Annotated in this window: 18 protein-coding genes and 1 pseudogene; 10 read left to right on the top strand and 9 right to left on the bottom strand. The window is 68.6% G+C overall.

Annotated features, from left to right (window positions below; genetic code table 11):
• Positions 1–31: 31 nt before the first annotated feature.
• Entirely contained in the window at positions 32–499 is a 468-nt protein-coding gene (locus ADBZ6K_RS06895) for a MarR family winged helix-turn-helix transcriptional regulator (protein ID WP_526345131.1), read from the bottom strand.
• A gap of 69 nt (positions 500–568) precedes the next feature.
• Between ADBZ6K_RS06895 and ADBZ6K_RS06890 the strand changes: the two genes are divergently transcribed.
• From ADBZ6K_RS06890 to ADBZ6K_RS06875, 4 genes are all read left to right on the top strand, one after another.
• The gene (locus tag ADBZ6K_RS06890; protein WP_526345130.1) at positions 569–1339 is read left to right on the top strand and encodes a pirin family protein; all 771 of its coding nucleotides are present in this window, start codon (positions 569–571) and stop codon (positions 1337–1339) included.
• Entirely contained in the window at positions 1317–2660 is a 1344-nt protein-coding gene (locus tag ADBZ6K_RS06885) for a PQQ-dependent sugar dehydrogenase (RefSeq protein ID WP_526345129.1), read from the top strand. The genes ADBZ6K_RS06890 and ADBZ6K_RS06885 overlap by 23 nt, the downstream gene beginning before the upstream one ends.
• Positions 2661–2677: 17 nt before the next feature.
• Positions 2678–3109 (top strand): IS110 family transposase, encoded by a 432-nt coding sequence (locus ADBZ6K_RS06880; RefSeq protein WP_526345128.1) that lies wholly within the window; start codon positions 2678–2680, stop codon positions 3107–3109.
• A 257-nt stretch (positions 3110–3366) separates the two neighbouring features.
• Positions 3367–3570: a hypothetical protein gene (locus ADBZ6K_RS06875; RefSeq protein ID WP_526345127.1), complete on the top strand. Its 204-nt coding sequence runs from the start codon at positions 3367–3369 to the stop codon at positions 3568–3570.
• 283 nt (positions 3571–3853) lie between these two features.
• Here the strand turns inward: ADBZ6K_RS06875 and ADBZ6K_RS06870 are convergent, their stop codons facing one another.
• Genes ADBZ6K_RS06870 through ADBZ6K_RS06850 form a run of 5 tightly spaced genes read right to left on the bottom strand, consistent with a single transcriptional unit; the run spans position 3854 to position 9775 of the window.
• Positions 3854–4930, bottom strand: a complete 1077-nt coding sequence (locus ADBZ6K_RS06870; protein WP_526345126.1) for an ABC transporter ATP-binding protein — start codon at positions 4928–4930, stop codon at positions 3854–3856.
• 6 nt (positions 4931–4936) lie between these two features.
• The gene (locus ADBZ6K_RS06865; protein WP_526345125.1) at positions 4937–6655 is read right to left on the bottom strand and encodes a glycoside hydrolase family 13 protein; all 1719 of its coding nucleotides are present in this window, start codon (positions 6653–6655) and stop codon (positions 4937–4939) included.
• 2 nt (positions 6656–6657) lie between these two features.
• Positions 6658–7482: a carbohydrate ABC transporter permease gene (locus ADBZ6K_RS06860; protein ID WP_526345124.1), complete on the bottom strand. Its 825-nt coding sequence runs from the start codon at positions 7480–7482 to the stop codon at positions 6658–6660.
• Between the two features lie 2 nt (positions 7483–7484).
• The gene (locus tag ADBZ6K_RS06855) at positions 7485–8423 is read right to left on the bottom strand and encodes a carbohydrate ABC transporter permease (protein WP_526345123.1); all 939 of its coding nucleotides are present in this window, start codon (positions 8421–8423) and stop codon (positions 7485–7487) included.
• A 5-nt stretch (positions 8424–8428) separates the two neighbouring features.
• On the bottom strand, positions 8429–9775 hold the full coding sequence (locus ADBZ6K_RS06850) for an ABC transporter substrate-binding protein (protein WP_526345122.1): 1347 nt from the start codon (positions 9773–9775) through the stop codon (positions 8429–8431).
• Here ADBZ6K_RS06850 and ADBZ6K_RS06845 point away from each other — a divergent pair.
• A pseudogene (locus tag ADBZ6K_RS06845) lies at positions 9761–10954 on the top strand (LacI family DNA-binding transcriptional regulator). The gene ADBZ6K_RS06850 and the pseudogene ADBZ6K_RS06845 sit on opposite strands and share 15 nt — an antisense overlap.
• 50 nt (positions 10955–11004) lie before the next feature.
• Here ADBZ6K_RS06845 and ADBZ6K_RS06840 read toward each other — a convergent pair.
• The gene (locus tag ADBZ6K_RS06840; protein WP_526345121.1) at positions 11005–11922 is read right to left on the bottom strand and encodes an SDR family oxidoreductase; all 918 of its coding nucleotides are present in this window, start codon (positions 11920–11922) and stop codon (positions 11005–11007) included.
• Positions 11923–11988: 66 nt separating this feature from the next.
• Here ADBZ6K_RS06840 and ADBZ6K_RS06835 point away from each other — a divergent pair, with 66 nt between their 5' ends.
• From ADBZ6K_RS06835 to ADBZ6K_RS06820, 4 genes are all read left to right on the top strand, one after another.
• A complete protein-coding gene (locus tag ADBZ6K_RS06835) occupies positions 11989–12939 on the top strand; it encodes a dienelactone hydrolase family protein (protein ID WP_526345120.1) in 951 nt (316 codons plus the stop codon).
• A gap of 106 nt (positions 12940–13045) precedes the next feature.
• Entirely contained in the window at positions 13046–14152 is a 1107-nt protein-coding gene (locus ADBZ6K_RS06830) for a glycosyltransferase (RefSeq protein ID WP_526345119.1), read from the top strand.
• A gap of 23 nt (positions 14153–14175) precedes the next feature.
• Entirely contained in the window at positions 14176–14862 is a 687-nt protein-coding gene (locus ADBZ6K_RS06825) for a YoaK family protein (RefSeq protein WP_526345118.1), read from the top strand.
• A gap of 150 nt (positions 14863–15012) precedes the next feature.
• Entirely contained in the window at positions 15013–15474 is a 462-nt protein-coding gene (locus ADBZ6K_RS06820) for a hypothetical protein (RefSeq protein ID WP_526345117.1), read from the top strand.
• Here the strand turns inward: ADBZ6K_RS06820 and ADBZ6K_RS06815 are convergent.
• The gene (locus tag ADBZ6K_RS06815) at positions 15471–16115 is read right to left on the bottom strand and encodes a TetR/AcrR family transcriptional regulator (protein WP_526345116.1); all 645 of its coding nucleotides are present in this window, start codon (positions 16113–16115) and stop codon (positions 15471–15473) included. The genes ADBZ6K_RS06820 and ADBZ6K_RS06815 overlap by 4 nt on opposite strands.
• A 58-nt stretch (positions 16116–16173) precedes the next feature.
• Here ADBZ6K_RS06815 and ADBZ6K_RS06810 point away from each other — a divergent pair, with 58 nt between their 5' ends.
• Positions 16174–17481 carry an FAD-dependent oxidoreductase gene (locus tag ADBZ6K_RS06810; protein WP_526345115.1) on the top strand — a complete coding sequence of 436 codons (1308 nt, stop codon included), beginning with the start codon at positions 16174–16176 and terminating at the stop codon, positions 17479–17481.
• Between the two features lie 44 nt (positions 17482–17525).
• Here the strand turns inward: ADBZ6K_RS06810 and ADBZ6K_RS06805 are convergent, their stop codons facing one another.
• Entirely contained in the window at positions 17526–18791 is a 1266-nt protein-coding gene (locus tag ADBZ6K_RS06805; RefSeq protein WP_526345114.1) for a serine hydrolase domain-containing protein, read from the bottom strand.
• Positions 18792–18822: the final 31 nt, after the last annotated feature.

Raw genomic sequence — 18822 nt, 5'->3', positions numbered from 1 at the left:
TGCGCATGAGACGCCGATACGCGTCCCGAATTCACGGACCTTTCAGTTCGGGGTGCCCGGCGAGGCGGTCCAGCACGGTGTCGATGAGCGACCCGAACGCGCGCAGGTTGCCTGGCTCCATCCCGTCGAATACCACGTCGTGTACCAGCGCGGCGTGCCCAGGGGCCGCCAGCGCCAGCGCCGAACGGCCCTCGGATGTCAGCTCCACCGTGGCGCCGCGGCGGTCGTCACCGCTTCCATGCCGCGCCACCAGGCCGCGTTCGCGCATCCGGCGCAGCTGATGGGACAGCCTGCTCTGTTCCCAGGCCAGCTCCTGGCCCAATTGATACATGCGCAACGACCCGCGTTCGGACAGCACCACCAGGACGTCATAGTCGCTCAGCGACAACCCGCAGTCCCTCTGCAGTTGGCGGTGCATCGCGACCTGCAGGCCCGACACCATTTTCAGATAGTCACGCCAGACCCGCTGTTCCTCGCCGGACAACCACACGGAATACATGACACATCATCCATGTTGTGGTGTCCAGCGCAAGCCACCTAGGCTGGCCCACAACAAGGGGTGATCACAGTGACCACACAGTCTGCCGAGACGGTCGACATCCGGCGCGCCGACGACCGCGCCAAGACGAGGATCTCCTGGCTGGACTCCAAGCACTCGTTCTCGTTCGGCCAGCATTACGACGCGACCAACACCCACCACGGGCTTCTGCTCGTCAATAACGACGACATCGTGAAACCCGGCACGGGATTCGACACCCACCCCCACCGCGACATGGAGATCGTGACCTGGGTGCTGCGGGGATCTCTCGTCCATCAGGATTCCACCGGGCACTCCGGCGTCATCTATCCCGGCCTGGCCCAGCGGATGTCGGCGGGCCGGGGCATCCTTCACTCGGAGAAGAACGACTCGTGGCGGCTCACCGGCGGGCAATCCCACAGCGAGCCGGTGCATTTCGTGCAAATGTGGGTGGTGCCCGACGAGTCGGGCATCACACCGGGTTACCAGCAACTCGAGATCGACGACGAGCTGTTGCGCGGCCGACTGGTGACGATCGCCTCGGGGATGCCCGAACACCGCGACGACACCGCCATCAGCATCCGCAACAAGTACGCCGCCCTGCACGGTGCTCGGCTGCAGGCCGGCGACAGCGTCGAATTGCCGCAGGCGCCGTACCTGCACCTGTTCGTTCCACGCGGGGAGGTGACGCTGGAAGAGGCCGGAACGCTGCACGAGGGTGACGCCGTCCGCTTCACCGCCTCTGGCGGCCAGCGAGTCACCGCGACCGCGCCCGCGGAGATTCTGATCTGGGAGATGCATGCGGGTTTGGCTGCGGCTTAAGCACATTGGCGCGGGGGCCGTGGTCGCGCTGACCCTCGGCGCCTGCTCCTCCGGTCCGGCGCCACCCACCGCGACGACCACCTCGGCGCCGGTACCGCGGCCCGGTTCGACCGCTCCGCCTGCCGCGCCGGCCGCGCCGGCCGCGGCGCTCGAGCCGGTCACCGTGTCGGTTCCCGACGGTCTTTCTGCGGCACCATTCGATGTCCCGCGCCAAGCCCTTGTCCCGCCCGGCTGGACACTGTCCGTATGGGCGCGAGTGCCCAGCGCCAGGCTGGCACAGTGGACGCCCGACGGAGCGCTGCTCGTGTCGCGGCCCAGGGCGGGTCAGATCGTGCGGCTGGAGCCGCACGCCGACGGGCCCCGGCAAACGGTGCTCGTCGGCGGTCTGGATCAGCCGCACGGTATGGCGTTTGCCGGGGACACACTCTACGTGGCCGAGAGCGACCAGGTCGACGCCTACGGCTACGCCGACGGCCGGGCCACCAACCGACGCACGATCGCGGCGGACCTTCCCGATGCGCGCAGCCCCGACCTTCGGGGTGCGTACTCGCACGCGTTGAAGAGCGTGGCGCTCGGCTCGGACGGTTCGGTGTTCTTCTCGATCGGTTCCACGGGAAACATCTCGGAGCGGGACCGAGACGCGGACCCGCCGCGCGCCACGATCATGCGGGTGCCGCCCGGGGGCGGGCCCGCCGAACCGTTCGCCACCGGCGTGCGTAACGGCACCGGCCTGGCGATCGCGCCGGACGGTTCGCTGTGGACGGCCGTAAACGGTCGCGACAACGTCGCCTACCCCGTCGAGGGTCCCGACTACGGGCGGGTGATCCCGGACTACGTCGACGACCACCCACCCGAGCAGCTGGCCCGCGTGACCGCGGGTCGCGAATTGGGTTGGCCGTATTGCAATTCCGACGGTGGACCAGCGAATCTGCAATTCATCCCTGACGTCCAGACCAACCCAGACGGCGGCAAGATGGACTGCGCTGCGCTGCCGCCGGTCGAGCAGAGCTTCGGCGCGCATTCGGCACCGCTGGGCCTGAGCTTCGTCGACGGCGGGCTGCCCGAGCCCTACAGCCGCGGCGCGCTGGTCGGTGTGCACGGGTCGTGGAACCGGCAGCCGCCCCGCGCCCCGGAGGTGTCGTTCTTCGCATGGCAGGACGGCACACTGGGGAATCAGCAGACGCTCGTCGGCGGATTCCAGGCCGACGACGGCTCCCGGTGGGGTCGGCCTGTCGCCGCGGTCACCGGACCCGACGGGGCGGTCTACATCACCGACGACTACGCCGACGCCGTCTACCGGCTGGCGCCACCGCGACGTTAGGTGCACGAGCAGCTTGTTTGCTGCTGTCCCGGGCAGCTGCGGTGGAGTGGTGCCCGCAGCCGGTGTCAAGGCTGGTGGCTGCGCTGATCGCGGCCGGCTACACGGTGTACGCGGTGAACCCGTTTCAGGCGGCCCGCTACCGGGAACGGAGCAGTGTCTCCGGCGCCATGAGCGACGCCGCTGACGCGCACATCCTGGCCGACATGGTGCGCACCGACGCCCATCAGCTGCGCCTGGTGGCCGGCGACAGCCCCAAGGCGGAGGCGGTGAGAGTTGTTGCGCGAGCGCATAAGACATTGATCTGGGAACGAACCCGCCACACCCAGCGGCTGCGGAACGCGCTGCGCGAATACTTCCCCGCCGCGTTGGAGGCGTTCGACGATCTCGACGCGGCCGACACGCTGGAGCTGCTCGGCAAGGCCCCGACCCGACGTCGGCGGCGAAGCTGACGCTCAACCAGATCCGGGCCGCGCTCAAACGCGCCCGCCGCCGCGACATCGACGCCACGGCCACCCGGATCCAGTCCGTGCTGCGCGGCGAGCAGCTGGGCAGGGCCGCGGTGATTACCACCGCCTACGCGGTGACCACCCGTTCCGCGGTCGCCGGCTAGCGCGCCGAATCGATGGTCAAGATCTCCGCAGGCAACTTGCGTCAGCACGGGTAGACCCCCCGCTTCGGACACGGAGCGGCGCCCGGTTGCCCGGCGATGACCGGCGGGGCTGCGAAGGATGTCTCGGGTGCCGGCGGCGGCGACGTCCGCGTGATCGTTGCCGCGGGCCAACCATTGGTGCTTGCTGTGCTTGCATCGATGTCGTTGCCCGAGTGGGCCATGGTCAGTGCGCTCATCGCGACGATGCCGCCGGCACCGATCACTGCCGAGAGCATCTTCGCACTCCCCCAAAGGCGGTGAGTATCGGTTACCTGCATGATTTTTCTCCTTACATGGTGGTGGCAGGCCGGGGGCTTTCCCCGACCCTGGGTGGGTGGTGGCGCCGGGTCGGTTGGCCGACTGGTCGCTTGACCAGCGACTCGTGTGGGGTGGAAGCCTGATGTGTTCGACGGCGAAGTGCCTGAAAGCACCGGCTACCAGAGCGTGTGACGGACTGATCGGTGGTCGCGGTCAGTAGCGAGAAAGGCAGGCCCGGAATGCTCAGGGCAGTTGAGCAGATCGCGTTGGGGCAAGTGATACAAAGCTAAGCCGGCAGCCGTTCGCCGGTCACGGCGGAGAAGACGTAGGCGTTGCAGGGCTCGACCCGGACCTCGATGGTCTGGCCCTTTTCGGGTTGGCTGGCACAGTCGACGCGTACCACGATGTTGTGGTGGCGACCGCTGATTATGCTGTGTCCGAACAGGAATGCTTCGGCACCGAGCTCTTCGACCACGTCCACGTCCACGGGCAGGCCGCCGGTGTCGACGATCTGGAAATGCTCCGGCCGCACCCCGAACACGACCTCGTGGCCGGCGCCGGCGAGCAGCCTGCGTGGGATGGCCACGGCTTGGTCGCCGAGGCGGACGCCGCCGTCGGTCACCGGCAGGGTGAACAAGTTCATCGCGGGTGAGCCGATGAACCCGGCGACAAAGGTGTTGGCCGGGTTGCGGTAGAGCTCGCGCGGTGGCGCGCATTGTTGCAGGACACCGCCTTTGAGAACCGCGACACGGTCGCCCATGGTCATCGCCTCGACCTGGTCGTGGGTGACGTAGACCGTCGTGGTGCCCAGACGGCGCTGCAACTGCGCGATCTGGGTGCGGGTCTGGACCCGAAGTTTGGCGTCCAGGTTGGACAGCGGCTCGTCCATCAGGAAGACCTGGGGTTTGCGGACAATAGCGCGGCCCATGGCGACGCGTTGGCGTTGGCCGCCGGACAGGGCCTTGGGTTTGCGCTCGAGATAGGTTGTGAGATCGAGGATCTCAGCGGCCTCGGCAACGCGGCGGCGGATCTCGGCTTTGCTGAGGCCGCTGATCTTGAGGGCGAAGCCCATGTTGTCGGCGACGCTCATGTGTGGGTAGAGCGCATAGTTTTGAAAGACCATCGCGATATCGCGGTCTTTGGGCGCGGTGTGGGTGACGTTGCGGTCTGCGATCATGATGTTCCCGCTGTCGACGTCGTCGAGGCCGGCGAGCATGCGCAGCGAAGTGGATTTGCCGCATCCGGACGGCCCCACGAGGACCAGGAATTCGCCGTCGCCGATCTGTAAGTCGAGTTTGTCGACGGCCGGGACGGTGGAGCCGGGGAAGAGCCGGGTGGCATGGTCATAGGTGATGGTGGCCATGAGCGTTCAGAATCCCTTCACCGGCAAAATGTTTCGCCGGATTGTCGTGGTGGGCGGGTTGTTGGCGAGAAGCCACGCGGTGGCGTCGGGTGGGATCTCGTTGGTGTCGGTGAGCAAGTCACTGGCGATCAGGACGGTGGATCCAGCCCCGACGGGAACCGGCTTGTCGGACAGGTTGGCGATGCACCGGAAGGCCGGCCCGCGCTGAAACGCCAGCACGTTGCGCAGCGCGGGACGCCACCGGAACTGCTCGGTGCGCAGATCGGGTAGCCGGCGGCGCAGCCGCAGCGCGGCGCGGTAGAGCGAGAGCATCGAATCGGGGTCGGCGGATTCGGCGGCGACGGTGAAGGAGGCCCAGGCGTCGGGTTGCGGCAGCCACGGTCGCGCGTGCTCGGTGGTGAACCCGAATGGTGGTCGGGTGTCGTTCCACGGCAACGGGACCCGGCAGCCGTCGCGGCCGCGCACGGTGCGGCCGGAGCGTTCCCAGGTGGGGTCCTGTAGGGCGTCTTCGGGCAGGTCGGTGACTTCGGGCAGGCCGAGTTCGTCGCCCTGGTAGATGTAGGCGTTGCCGGGCAGGGCCAGCATGAGCAGTGCGGCGGCGCGTGCCCTGCGGGTGCCCAGCTCCAGGTCGGCGGGTGTCGCGGCGTCGAAGCCCATCGTCAGTGTGCTGGTGATGGCGCGGCCGAACCGGGTGACATGGCGGGTTTCGTCGTGGCTGGAGAGCACCCAGCTCGACGGCGCCCCGACCGCACCGAACGCGGATCTGGTCGCGTCGATCGCCGCCCGCAGTCGCCCGGCGTCCCAACCGGCGCGGGGGTAGTCGAAGTTGAACGCGGTGTGCAGTTCGTCCGGACGCACGTATCTGGCCAGGCGCTGGGGTCCGTTGACGATGGCCTCGGCGACGAACATGCGGTCGGGTCCGTAGCAGTCGGCGATCGTTCGCCATTCGCGCAGGATTTCGTGGACGTCCTCGACGTCCCAGTGCGGGTTGTCGACCCACGTGCTCGACTCGAACCGGGCGCCGGGCGCGTGGCCGGCGTCGGGCAGTCCGTCGGCCTTGGCCATCGCCGAGACGGCGTCGACGCGGATGCCGTCGATGCCGCGGTCGAGCCAGAACCGCAGGATGTCGTCGAACTCGGCACGGACCTCGGGGTTGCGCCAGTTGAGGTCTGGCTGTTGCGGTGCGAACAGGTGCAGGAACCATTGGCCGGGTTGCCCATCCGGCTCGGTGATGCGAGTCCACGCCGGCCCACCGAATGCACTGATCCAGTCGTTGGGCGGCAGCTCACCGGCTTCGCCGCGGCCGTCGCGGAAGTAGTAGCGCTGCCGCTGCGGTGATCCGGCGGCACTGTGTAGGGCGGCGCGAAACCAGGGGTGCACTGCCGACGTGTGGTTGGCCACCATGTCGATGATCACCCGCAGGCCGAGCGCATGGGCGTCGGCCAGCAGCGCATCGGCGTCGCTGAGGTCGCCGAACCGCGGGTCGATGTCGCGGTAGTCGGCGACGTCGTAGCCGCCGTCGGCCATCGGGGAGGGGTACCAGGGCGTGATCCAGATCGCGTCGACGCCGAGATCAGCCAGATACGGTAGCCGTGACCGCAGGCCGGGCAGGTCGCCCTCGCCGTCACCGTTCGCGTCGGCGAAGCTGCGTAGATAGACCTGGTAGATGACGGCGCTGCGCCACCACTGCGCGGTGTCCGGGGTGGGTTGGGGGAGGTGGGTCATGGTCAGCCTTTCACCGCGCCGGAGATCATCGCCTTGACGAAGTGGCGCTGGAAGATGAGGAACACGACGATGGTCGGGGCCATGATCAGCAGGGAGCCGGCGTTGAGCAGCACGACGTCGGTGGAGTACTGGCCGACGAAGTTCTGCAGCGCTCCGGCCATGGTGCGCTTGGTGGGATCGTCGATGAGCACGATGGCCTGCAGGAAGGTGTTCCAGGTCCACAGGAACAGCAGCAGGCACAGGGAGGCGAGCGCGGGGATCGCGAGCGGGATCTGGATGTGGCGGAACGCCTGCCAGGGGCCGGCGCCGTCGAGGGCGGATGCCTCGTTGAGTTCGCGCGGTATGGACAGGAAGTGCGCGCGCATCCAGAACACCGCGAACGGCAGGAAGCTGCCGATGAGGACCAGGATCAGCCCGAGGCGGGTGTTGAGCAGCCCGTAATCACGGAGCTGGTAGTAGAGCGGGACGATGGTGGCCTCGCGGGGCAGGGTCAGGCCGAGCAGCAAGAGCAGGAACACGACCGTGCCGCCGGGCACCCGCAGTTGCCCGAGTCCGTAGCCGGCCATCGCGGCGATCAGTGCGGCGACCGGGACGACACCGGCGACCAGGATGATGCTCGACACCAGCAACGGGGTGACGTCGGCGACCTTCCAGGCGTCGACGAAGTTGTGCCACTGCGGATCCGAGGGCCAGGACAGGCCCAGTGGGACGCTGCCCTGGGGCTGCAGTGCGGCCGAGAGCATGGACAGCAGCGGCAGGATGGAGAAGAGCATCGTGCCGATCAGCAGGAGCAGGCCGGGGATCCGTTCCCGGGCAGAGGTTTTCATGATCACTTCTCCCTGAAGAAGCGCTGGATGGGCAGTACGACCACGAGGATGAGCGCGGTGAGGACGACGGCCAGCGCACTGGCCAAACCGACCCGGGATTCGGTGAAACCGAGTTGGTAGATCTGCACTCCCGGCACGGTCGTGGCGTACCCGGGACCGCCCTGGGTGGACATGAACACGATGTCGAAGCTGGCGAGCGCGGCGATGATCGTCACGGTGACGCAGACCCCGATCTCGGCGCGCAGCCCGGGCACGGTGACGTACCGAAAGGTGGTGAAGAAGGTGGCGCCGTCGAGGCGGGCGGCCTCGTAGACCTCGGGGTCGATCTTGCCGATGCCGGCGATCAACAGGATCGTGCAGAAACCCAGTCCGAGCCAGCTGCCGATGATTCCGACCGCGACCAGCGCCCAGTCGAAGTCGCCGAGCCACGCCCGGGTGAGGCTCTCCAGCCCGATGGCCGACAGGACCTGGTTGACCGTGCCGTTGGTCGAGTACATCCACACCCAGGCGACCGCGGCCGCCGCGCCGGGAATGATCTGCGGCAGGAACAGCAGGGTCCGGGTCGCGGTGCCCAGGCCGCGGATCTTGATCTCCTGCAGCAACGCCGCGACGAGCAGGCCACCGACCACCGGGAGCACGGTGAAGAAGATGATCAGGAAAAACGCGTGTCCGATCGACGACAACAGCCGCGGGTCGGTGACGACGAACCGGTAGTTGTCCAACCCGACCCAGGTTCCCACCGAAATCCCGTCCCAGTTGTAGAACGAGTACCAGATCGTGGTCAGCAGCGGCCGCAGCACGAAGACGGCATACATCAGCGCCGCGGGTGCAACGAACAGCCAACCGGCCACCGCCTGGCGGAAGCGGGCACGGCGGCGGGCGCTGTGGCTGTTCGGCACCGGCGAGGTAGGGGCGTGCGCCGACCCGCTCGGGGTTGCCACGGTCGTCATCGTGCCAAGTCCTGCGCGTAGGCGGACTGCACCGCGGTCAGCAGGTCAGCCGGGGACGTCTTATCGGCGACGAGCATCTGGACCTGCGGCAGCCAGGTGCCCGACATCCCGTTGGTGGCGTTCTGGACGAACTGCACCTGGCCGTCGCCGGCGACCAGGGTCGCGAACGCGGCCTGGATCTCGGCGCCCAGCGTGCCCGCTTCGATCACCGGAGGCGTGCCGGACCCGCTCGGCGCGAAGCCGGCGTCGACCGCGACCTGACGACCCCGATCGCTGCGCAGAAAGTCCAGAAACGCTGCCGCCGCGTTCTTTTCGTCGGAACCGACGGGAATGGCGAAGTTGGACACCGGGTCCGACATGGCGACCGGTCCGTCACCGTCGGGCACCGGCGGGAGGAAGAATCCGACAGTCTCGCCCATCTTCGCCTGCAGCGTCGCGGCGTCCCAGTTACCGGAGAGGTAGAACAGCGCCTCACCCGCGGCGAATCTGCCTGCCGCGGAGGTGGAGTCGGTGCCATTGGTGTCCTCGGGAAAGTACCCGTCGGCCGCCCACTGCGCCACCACCCGCACCGCATCGACCCCCTCGCGGGTATCCAGGGTGGCGTCGGGGACGTTGAACACCCAATCGTTGACGGCGTCGCGGCCCAGCACCGCATTGAGCATCATCTGGACCGAGAACGTCACCTGCCCACTCTTGTTGCCGGCCATCAGCGGCACCATCCCGCTGCGCTTCGCGGCCACCAAGGCGTGTTCGAACTCGTCGAGCGATGCGGGCGGACCAGTCATCCCCAAGTCGGCGGCCAAGTCCTTGTTGTAGTACAGCCCCGTCACGGTGAACCCGCTCGCCATCGTGTACTGCGGACCGGTGCCACGGACCCCGTTCGCATCCACCCGATACATCGCCAGCTGCCCGGCCGGCAACCGGTCCCAACCGTAAACGTCGGCCCAAGGACCGAGATCGGTCAACTGCTGGTTCCGCACCGCACCCGGCAAGGCGATGATCCGCGCAATGTCGGGCGGATCGCTCGACGCGATCACCCGCGGGGCATTCACCGCCTGCACGTCGTCGGGGTCGTAGCGGGCCGTGATCGTCACGTTCGGGTGAAGTTCGGTGAACGCGGCGATCAGCGCGTCGTCGACCTTCTTCAACCCCGCACCGTCGTACAGAGTCAGCTCGACCGGCCCGGTACCCAGATCCGCGCTGACCTGCACCGGGGCGTTCTCGGCGGAACTCGTATTGCCGCTGCCCGGTGGCGCACAAGCGGCTACAACCGGGACGACGACGGCGCACACGGCGACAGCGAACGCTGCGCCGCGAACTCTCGACGTGTGTTCGGTGCTCATGATTCCTCCGTTCGAGATCTACGCCACATTTCGGAAGCGCTTCCGAAGCGTAGATCGGAAGCGCTTCCGAAAGCAACCCTCGTGACGAGGATATCCTTGCCGTGGCCCAGCGACCTGCACCTTTTGAGTCTCAGCGACGTGGCCCGCGCGGCGGGCGTGTCCCTGACAACCGCGTCCCGCGCCCTGAACAACGCCTACGGCGTCGCACCGGCGAGAGAGAAGGTCCTCGCGACGGCGCGCCGCCTGAACTACGTCGTGTCGCCGGATGCGGTGCGCCTGGCGCGCGGCGTGACCCGACGCGTGGCTCTGGTCGTCCCGCACATCGACCGGTGGTTCTTCGGCGCGATGGTCGCCGGCATCGAGGACGTACTCGCGAAGGCCGACGTCGACCTGCTGCTCTACCACGTCGGCGGAACCGACGACCGCAGGAGTTTCTTCACCCATCTGCCCGCTCGGCGCAAGGTCGACGCCGCGGTCGTCGTTGCCTTTCCGGTGGGCGAGGCCGAACGTGATCGACTCGCCCTGCTGGGCGTGAGCATCATCGCCGCCGGCGGGCAAAGCGTGGAATACCCGTACGTCTGTATCGATGACTACCGCGCCGGCCGGCAAGCGGTCGATCACCTTGTTGCGCTCGGCCACCGCCGAATCGCCATGATCGCCGCGCGCGACCCGGACCAACCCGGCTGGCCAGCCCGCTCCGGGCGATCCGAGGCATACCTCCACGCGCTCGCGGAGATCGGTGTTCCGCTGCGCAACGAGCTCGTTCGCGACGTGAACTAGGGCGGCACGAACGCGGCCACCGCGATGGACGGCATCCTCGACGCCGGCGACCCGCCCACCGCGGTCTATGCGCACAGCGACGAACTTGCCCTCGGTGTCATGCGCACCCTGCACCGCCGCGGACTGCAGATACCCGACGACGTCTCCGTCGTCGGAATCGACGACCACCCGCATGCGGAACTCGTCGACCTCACCACCGTGCGGCAACCGGTGCGCGAGCAAGGTGCGATCGCGGCCCGGCTGGTGCTCGATGAACTCGACGGCACCGACACCGCTTCCGTCGACGCCGACGGCGGCTCCGCAGCGGTCACCGTCCACACCACGCTCGTGGTGCGCGCAACGACGAGTTCGCCCAGCGCGCAAACCGTGGATGCGGCGGACCGCCGATCAATGCGGTAGGGGACGGATGTCCGTCGCGTCGCGGCATCCGCACCCCGCATCGTCTCGCGCTACGCCCAGGCGTCGGGGATGCGCCCGTCGATGTCGGTGAAGCCGTATTCCCTGGCCAGCTGCGCCGAGCTGACCGAGCACTGATTCCAGCGCATCCGGTCGCTGTCGGCGGCGATCGCGGCGACGCCGCGCCCGACGAACCGGGGCGTCTCCGACTCGACGAACGCGGGCGGAGCGGTCGGGAAACCGTCGGAACGGCCCGGCAGCAGCGCGTCACGCCAGGTGTCCTCGGTGACCCCGTAGTTGTCGAGCATCATCTCCGAGCGCAGCCAGCCCGGGGTGACCGCGACGGCCGTGGCGCCGTACACCGCCAGCTCGTGGCCCTGGCTGAACGCCAGCCGGTTCACCGAGATCTTGGCAAGGTCGTAGAACACCGACAGGCGGTAGTTCTCCGCATTGAAAGCGGTTGTGCCGTCGGTGATCTCCACCAACAGTCCACCCGGCCGGGCGACCAGCATCGGCAGCAGACAGTGCGAGGTGATCAGGTGGGTGTCGATGGCGAGGCGCAGGATGCGCAGGCCGTCGTCGAGATCGTGATCCCACATCGGCCTGCCCCACGTCGGTGGCGGGCCCTTGAGGATCTCACCGCCCCAGATGTCGTTGACCAGGATGTCGATGCCGCCGTACTCCCTGTCGATCCGCGCGGCGAGGTCGCGGACCTGGCCTACGTCGAGGTGGTCGGCCTGGACCGCGACGCCCACCCCGCCGAGCTGCGACACCAGCTCGGCGGTCTCTTCGATGGTCTCGGGTCGGTCGTAGTCGGAGGCGCCGTTGCCCGCCACGCTGCTGCGCCCGGTGCAGATGACGGTCGCGCCCGCTTCGCCGAGCCCCGCGGCGATTCCCCGGCCCGCCCCGCGTGTCGCGCCTGCGACCACGGCGAGCCTGCCCGTGAGCGGCGGGTGGGCGGCGGGCTGCATAGGTGAATTATGGCGGCCTGGCGCAACCTTTCTACCGTCTTCGGCGTTCGGGCGCATACTCGCGAAGTGACCCCGTTGCAGCGTTACATCGCAGAAGAGATCGCCACCGACCACGTCGACGGGCTGTTGTCCAGACGCGAAGCCATGCGCAGGCTGGCGCTGCTCGGCTTGGGGGCGACCGCCGCGGGCGCACTGATCACCGCCTGCCAGCAGGCGCAGCAGTCGGCGTCCGAAACGACGACGACAACGACCGAGCCGACATCCCCGTCGGGAACGTCGGAAACTTCGGGGTCCACGCCGACCGCGGCAGGACCGCCGCCGGGTATGGATACCGCCGTGCCGACCTCCCCGGTGACCTGGGCCGGACCGCAGGGCGAACTGCAGGGAGCGTGGGCACAGGCGCAGGAGCCACGCGGCGCGGTGCTCGTGATCCACGAGAACAAGGGACTCAACGACTGGGTGCGCTCGGTGGCCGGCCGATTCGCGGGCATCGGCTACTCGGCGCTGGCCATCGACCTGCTCTCCGGCCAGGGCGGCACCGCGACGTTCGCCGACCCGGCCGAAGCGACCGCCGCATTGAGCAAGATCCCGCCGGAGGAGTTCGTGGCCAATCTGCAGTCCGGGATCGCCGAACTGCAGCGGCGGGTGCCCGACAAGAAGATCGCCGCCGTCGGGTTCTGCATGGGCGGCGGCCTGGTGTGGCGGCTGCTGGCCGCCGGCGAGCCGCAGTTGGCTGCGGCGGTGCCGTTCTACGGCCCCACCCCGGACGATCCGGACTTCTCAGGGTCCAAAGACGTTGCCGTGCTTGGCTTCTACGGTGCGCTCGACCAGCGCGTCAACGCGACCGAGCCGGTGGCACGAGCCGCGCTGGAACGGGCCGGGCTGGTGCACGAACTGGTCACCGAACCCGACGCGAACCACGCGTTCTTCAACGACACCGGGGATCGCTACGACGCCGCGGCGGCCGCCGATGCCTGGCAGCGCGTCCAGGACTGGTTCAGCCAACACCTGATCTGATCGGCGGACCTGAACGGCAGCTCGATCCGCGGAGTTCACGGCACATTCAAACAGCCGTTGCGGTGCCGTTGTTGACCGCACACGCCGTGCGGTTCTCATCAGGCGTATGCGGGTTGTCCAGGTCGCCAACTTCTACGGCCCACGTTCGGGTGGTCTGCGCACCGCCGTGGACCGCCTCGGCGCTGAGTACTGCGCCGCGGGCCACGAGGTATACCTCGTGGTGCCCGGCCCAACCGGAGCGCTGCACCGGCTTGCGTCCGGTGTGGTGCGAATCTCCCTGCCTGCCAGGCGCATTCCCTTCACCGGCGGCTATCGTGCGGTACTGCCCGGACCGGTGACCGGGCTGCTGGAGCAGCTGCGACCGGACGCGTTGGAGGTTTCCGACAGGTTGACCCTGCGTTCGCTGGGCGGGTGGGGCCGCAGGCATGGTGTGGCGACCGTGATGATCTCTCACGAACGGCTCGATCGCCTTGTCGGGCAGATACTTCCGCATCGGATGGCACGCACTGTCGCTGACCTCGCCAACCGGAGGACCGCCGCCGGCTACGACGCTGTGGTGTGCACGACGGCGTTTGCGCGCGAGGAGTTCGACCGGATACACGCGCCGAACGTCCACACTGTGCCGCTGGGGGTCGACCTCGACCAGTTTCACCCCGACCGGCGCTCGGCGACGATGCGGCAGCGCTGGGCCCGCCCGGACCAGACGCTGCTGGTGCACTGCGGGCGGCTCTCCATCGAGAAGCATGCCCATCGCAGCATCGATACCGTTGGGTGGCTTCGTGACTCGGGCGTCGACGCCCGGCTCGTCGTGGTGGGCGCGGGGCCGCTGCGGCAGCGGCTGGAACGTCAGGCGGCCGGGCTTCCCGTGCACTTCACGGGCTTCGTCGGATGCAGGGACACGGTGGCAGGCATCCTCGCCTCGGCCGACGTGGCCCTGGCGCCCGGACCGCACGAGACCTTCGGGCTGGCCGCCCTCGAGGCGCTTGCCTGCGGTACACCCGTGGTGGTGTCGCGCACGTCGGCGCTGGCCGAAATCCTCACCACCGATAGCGGGGCGGCCGCCGACAACCATCCCGAGGCGATCGCCGACGCGGTCGCCTCGATCATCGAGCGCCCGGAGTCGGTGCGCCGGGTCCAGGCCCGCAGGCGCGCCGAGCAATTCCCGTGGCCGCGGTCGGCGGCGGGGATGCTGAACGCGTTGGGCGCGGGATAGCTGCTGGGCGTTACCGTGTGCGGATGGCCGGTCCCGGGGACACCGATGACACCGAACGCACCGGGACGCTGTGGTTCGCCCTGCTGCTCACGCTGGCCAACGGCTTTCTCGACGCGCACACCTACCTCGCCAGAGGCGGGGTGTTCGCCAACGTGCAGACCGCGAACGTGATCCTGTTCGCGATCGACATCTCACAGGACGAGATCGCCGCGGCGATGGCGCACGTATGGCCGCTGTTCGCCTTCATCGCCGGCATGCTGTTGGCCTCGCATATCAAGTCCGGCAGGGTCGATCGCATCGTGGCGCGCCCGCTGCTGTGGACCATGGCCGTCCAGTCGATCGCCCTCGGCATCATCGGGTTCGTGCCGGCGTCGGTACCGCACAGCTTCGCCACCGTGCCGATCTCGTTCCTGGCCGCGATGCAGATCGGCCTGTTCCGCAAGGTCGGCCACCTGGTCTATCTACCGGTCGCCACCACCGGGAACCTGATGCGGCTCATGGAGTCCGGATATGACGGCTTCGTGGAGCGGGATCCCGCGTCGCGGCGGGCCTTCGGCGTCTACGGATCGCTCATCGCCACCTTCGCCGGTGGCGCGCTGTTCGGCGCGATGGCCACCGACGCCGGGGGGACTCACGCGATCTGGCTGCCCTCGGCGTTCCTGGCCGTGACGCTCGTACTGTTCGTCGTCGACGAACGCGTTCTTCGCTGACAGGCGGTCACGGTATCGGTCACGGTCCCGGAGACGCCCTACTCTCCGCGCCCGGTTGGTTTAGCAACGCGCCGATCCGGGCATCCGCCCCAAGCAGCGGGTTGGCCCCAACCCGACCGAGGCAAAGGAGCCGACGTGGATACAACCGTTGTGTGGATCATCGTCGCGGTCGCGGTGATTGTCGTCATCGCGGTGGTGGCCTTGCTCGCCCGATCCATGCGGGATCGGCGTCGGCACGCGCAGGCCGAGCAGATCCGCGAAGAAGTCAGCCAGCAGGCCGAGCGGATTGACAAGCGCGAGGCGATCGCCCACGAGGCCGAGGCGAAAGCCCGTGCGGCCCGAGCAGAGGCGGAGGCGAAAGCCGCAGAGGCGGCACGGTTGCAGCAAACCGCGTCATCGCATCGTGATGCTGTCAGCTCGTCGCGTGAGGAACTCGACGCCCGACGCGAGCACGCCGACGAGATCGACCCCCGCGTGCGCGAGACCGACCGCGAGACCGACGACACCGTCCGCGACGACAGGTCGCTGGACCCGCGAGTCATGGACCCGCGCGACCCGCGCGCAGAGAATTCCCGCCATCGCGCGCCCGCCGAGCATCCGCCCCGTCGCTAGCGTTCGAGCAACCACACGCCGAGTGAAGCCGACAGCCACCGTCCCACGCGATCCGCGGTCCACCCGCGCTGCCCGGCCAGTCGGTCGAACAGCAGCGGATCGGCGGCCAGCCACGCCAGGTCAACCGCCTCACTCTGCGTCACGCGCGTGCCCAGGGCACCCATGCCCGCCAGCGCCTCGATGATCCGTTGCGCGCCGTCGAGGCGCTGGCTTCGCACCTGCTCCAATAGCGCCCGTGCCTCGTCGTCGGCCTCGGCGGCGCTCTCGAGCGCGCGGTAGAGCGGAGCGACGCGGCCGTCCACCTCGACCAGCATCCGCGCCCATCCCTCAATCAAGGCGCCGGAGTCGCGCCCGCCGAGCAGGGTCCGCAGCGGTTCCCGTTCGGCCAGCGCCACCGGCTTGTCGTCACCGGCGACCGCCCATTCGAGTGCCGTCTGCAGCAATGCGACCTTCCCGCCGACCGCAGTGAACACGGTCTTGCGGCTGACTCCGGCCGCCTGGGCGACGGCATCGATGGTCGTCGCCCCGTATCCGGTCTCCTCGAACAACCGCGCCGCAGCTGACACGATCGCCTGCCGGGTCTCTCTGGCCTGCGCGGTGCGAAGGGCGGAGCGATAGCCACGTTTGACAGCTTCCGACATTTCAGGTAACCCTTGATGTATTCATCACACCATATGTTACCTCAATTGAGGAGTCATCGTGCGCATTGTCATCGTCGGGGCGGGCCCGGCCGGACTGTTCTCCGCCATCGCGCTGGCCCGCCGCGGGCACCCGGTGGTCGTCGTCGATCGCGATCCCGGACCTTCGCCCGGCGGCGTCTGGCCACGCCGCGGACTCATGCAGTTCCATCACGCACACACCTTCCGGCCGCAGGTCGTCGACGCCCTGCTGGCCGAGATGCCCGATGTGCTCGACCGTCTCGTGGCCGTCGGCGCGGCGCTGCCGACGTCACCCGACGGCAGAGTCGCCGCGCTGCTGTGCCGGCGTTCCGTATTCGAGCGGGTACTGCGCGCGGTGGCCCTGCGGCAGAGCGGTGTCACCTTCGCGACGGGCCATGCCGAGCTGTTGCCGCTCGACCAAGACCGTGTTCGCCGGGTCGACGTCGGGGGGAGTGCGCTGGGCGCGGACCTCGTCATCGACGCATCGGGGCGCGCGGGGCGGTTCGGCGAATCCGTTCGCCCGGCCGCCGAGGTCAGCGACTGCGGCGCCGTGTATATCACCCGGCAGTACAAACTTCGTGACGGTGCGCCTGCGGCGCAGTCGAATTCGCCGATCGGGCTGTCGTTGAGCCTGGCCGGGTACGCCGCCATCGCATTTCTGCACGACGACCGCACCTTCTCCGTCACCCTGATCCACGACGGATCCGACAACCGGCTGCGCCTGCTGCGCGACGCCGACGTCTTCGACGCGGCCGTCGGTGCGATACCGCGACTGGCTGACTGGGCCGAACCCACACGCGCGCAACCGATCTCACCGGTCATCCCCGGCGGGCGACTGTACAACTCCTACCGCGGCCAATGCCGCGACGTGGTCGGGCTGATCTCGGTCGGAGACGCCGTGTGCACGACGACACCGCTGGCGGGCCGGGGGGTCGCGCTCGCGCTGACGCAGGCGCGAGCAATGGTCCGCACCCTTGACCGGTACGCCAATGATCTGCCAGGCGCCACAAGGCATTTCGATGAATGGTGCGCCGAGCACATCCGGCCGTGGTTCGACGACCACCGGTACACCGACGCAGACCGCATTCGCCGCTGGTCGGGCGGGGACGTCGACCTGGGCAGACCGCTACCCTCCGACCTCGTCGTCGCGGCCGCCGAGGCGGATCCAGACCTGCAGCCCATCGTCGGGCCCTACGCCAGAATGGACGCGCCGCCCGCCAGCCTGGCGCCGGCCAGGGCGACGGCCCACGCGCTCTTCGCCGGGGGCTGGCGGCCTCAGATCGCGCCGGGGCCGACCCGCGCGGAGCTGGCACGGATGTGTGCGACGGCCGGCCGCGGGGCCGCCTGAAACGGCTCCCTTCGGGCAGGCACCGTCGAACCAAGGGCGCACACTCACCGGGTCGGCGTGGCGGTCGGCGCCGCAGGGCCCGGGCTCACCTCCGGTGCCTGGACGTTGGCATCAAGCGTGTAGACGTGATCGGGCGTGAGCTCCTTGGTGATCGCGGTCGCCAGGATGGTGCTCGGCTCGGAGCCCTGCACCCCGACGTCGGTGTTGAGCATGATCACCAGCGTGGTCTCACGCTCGGGCAGATACGCCGCGACGGTCTGGTATCCGGGCAGGCTGCCGTTGTGCCCGATCCACCCGCCGAGGTCGAAGACGCCCATGCCGTAGCCATCCTGTCGCGGCAGACCGGGGGTCGCCACCGTCTCCAGGCGCTGCGCCTGCATCGCCGGGGTCAGCAGCTTTCCGGTGGCCAATGCGGGCGCCCAGGTCCGCATATCGTCGAGGGTCGAGATCATCGCCCCCGCCGCCCACGCCCAGGACGGATTCCAGTCGGTGGCAACGATCTCGGTGTCGTCCGCGCCGTGGCTGTAGCCCTGGGCATGCGGCTGAGGAAGGGCGCCATCCGTCGGAAAGATCGTGTGGCTCAACCCCAATGGGGTGATTATGTGGTCGGTGACGTACTCGTGCAGCGGCGTGCCGCTGACCTTCTCGACCACCAGGCCGAGCAGAACCGTATTGGTGTTGCTGTACTCGAAACCCTCGCCCGGCGGGAAGCCCGGGGGGTGGGCGAACGCGAAGTCGAGCAACTCCCGCGGGGTGAACGTGCGATCGGGGTCGTCGAGAAGCGCCCGCTGAAACGATTCGTCCGCACTGTAATTGAACAACCCGCTCTGCATCCTGGCCAGCTGCCGCAGCGTGATCGACTCACCGTTCGGTACCCCGTCGACGAACTTCGCGACCGGGTCGTCAAGTCCCAGCGTGCCTTCGTCGGCCAGCTGCAATACCCCAGTAACGGTGAATGTCTTTGTCACACTGCCGATCCGGTGGTAAAAATCGGTCACCATCGGGGCGCCGGTGGCCTTGTCCGCGACACCGAACGCGCGCACGTAATCACCTTGCGGACCCCAGATGCCGACCACCGCACCGGGGACCGCGGCGGTGGTCATGGCCCCTTGGATCGCGGCGTCGAGCCGCCCGGCCAGCGCAGGGTCGGCGGCGGAGGCTGCCTGGCTGGTCGGCGACGGATCCCCGGACCCGGTGGATCGACCCGATCCGGCATCGGCTGCGCAGCCCGCGGTGGCCATCACCGCCGCGGCGCAGGCGGCGAACGCCGTCAGCCGAAGTGAGGTCGTCCTGCGTTTCGGTTCGATCATGTGCCGCCCCACGGTCGATATCGGTCGGTCG

The organism is Mycobacterium sp. (assembly GCF_044223235.1).
Lineage (GTDB): Bacteria > Actinomycetota > Actinomycetes > Mycobacteriales > Mycobacteriaceae > Mycobacterium.
This window is presented reverse-complemented; position numbering and strand designations above follow the sequence as displayed.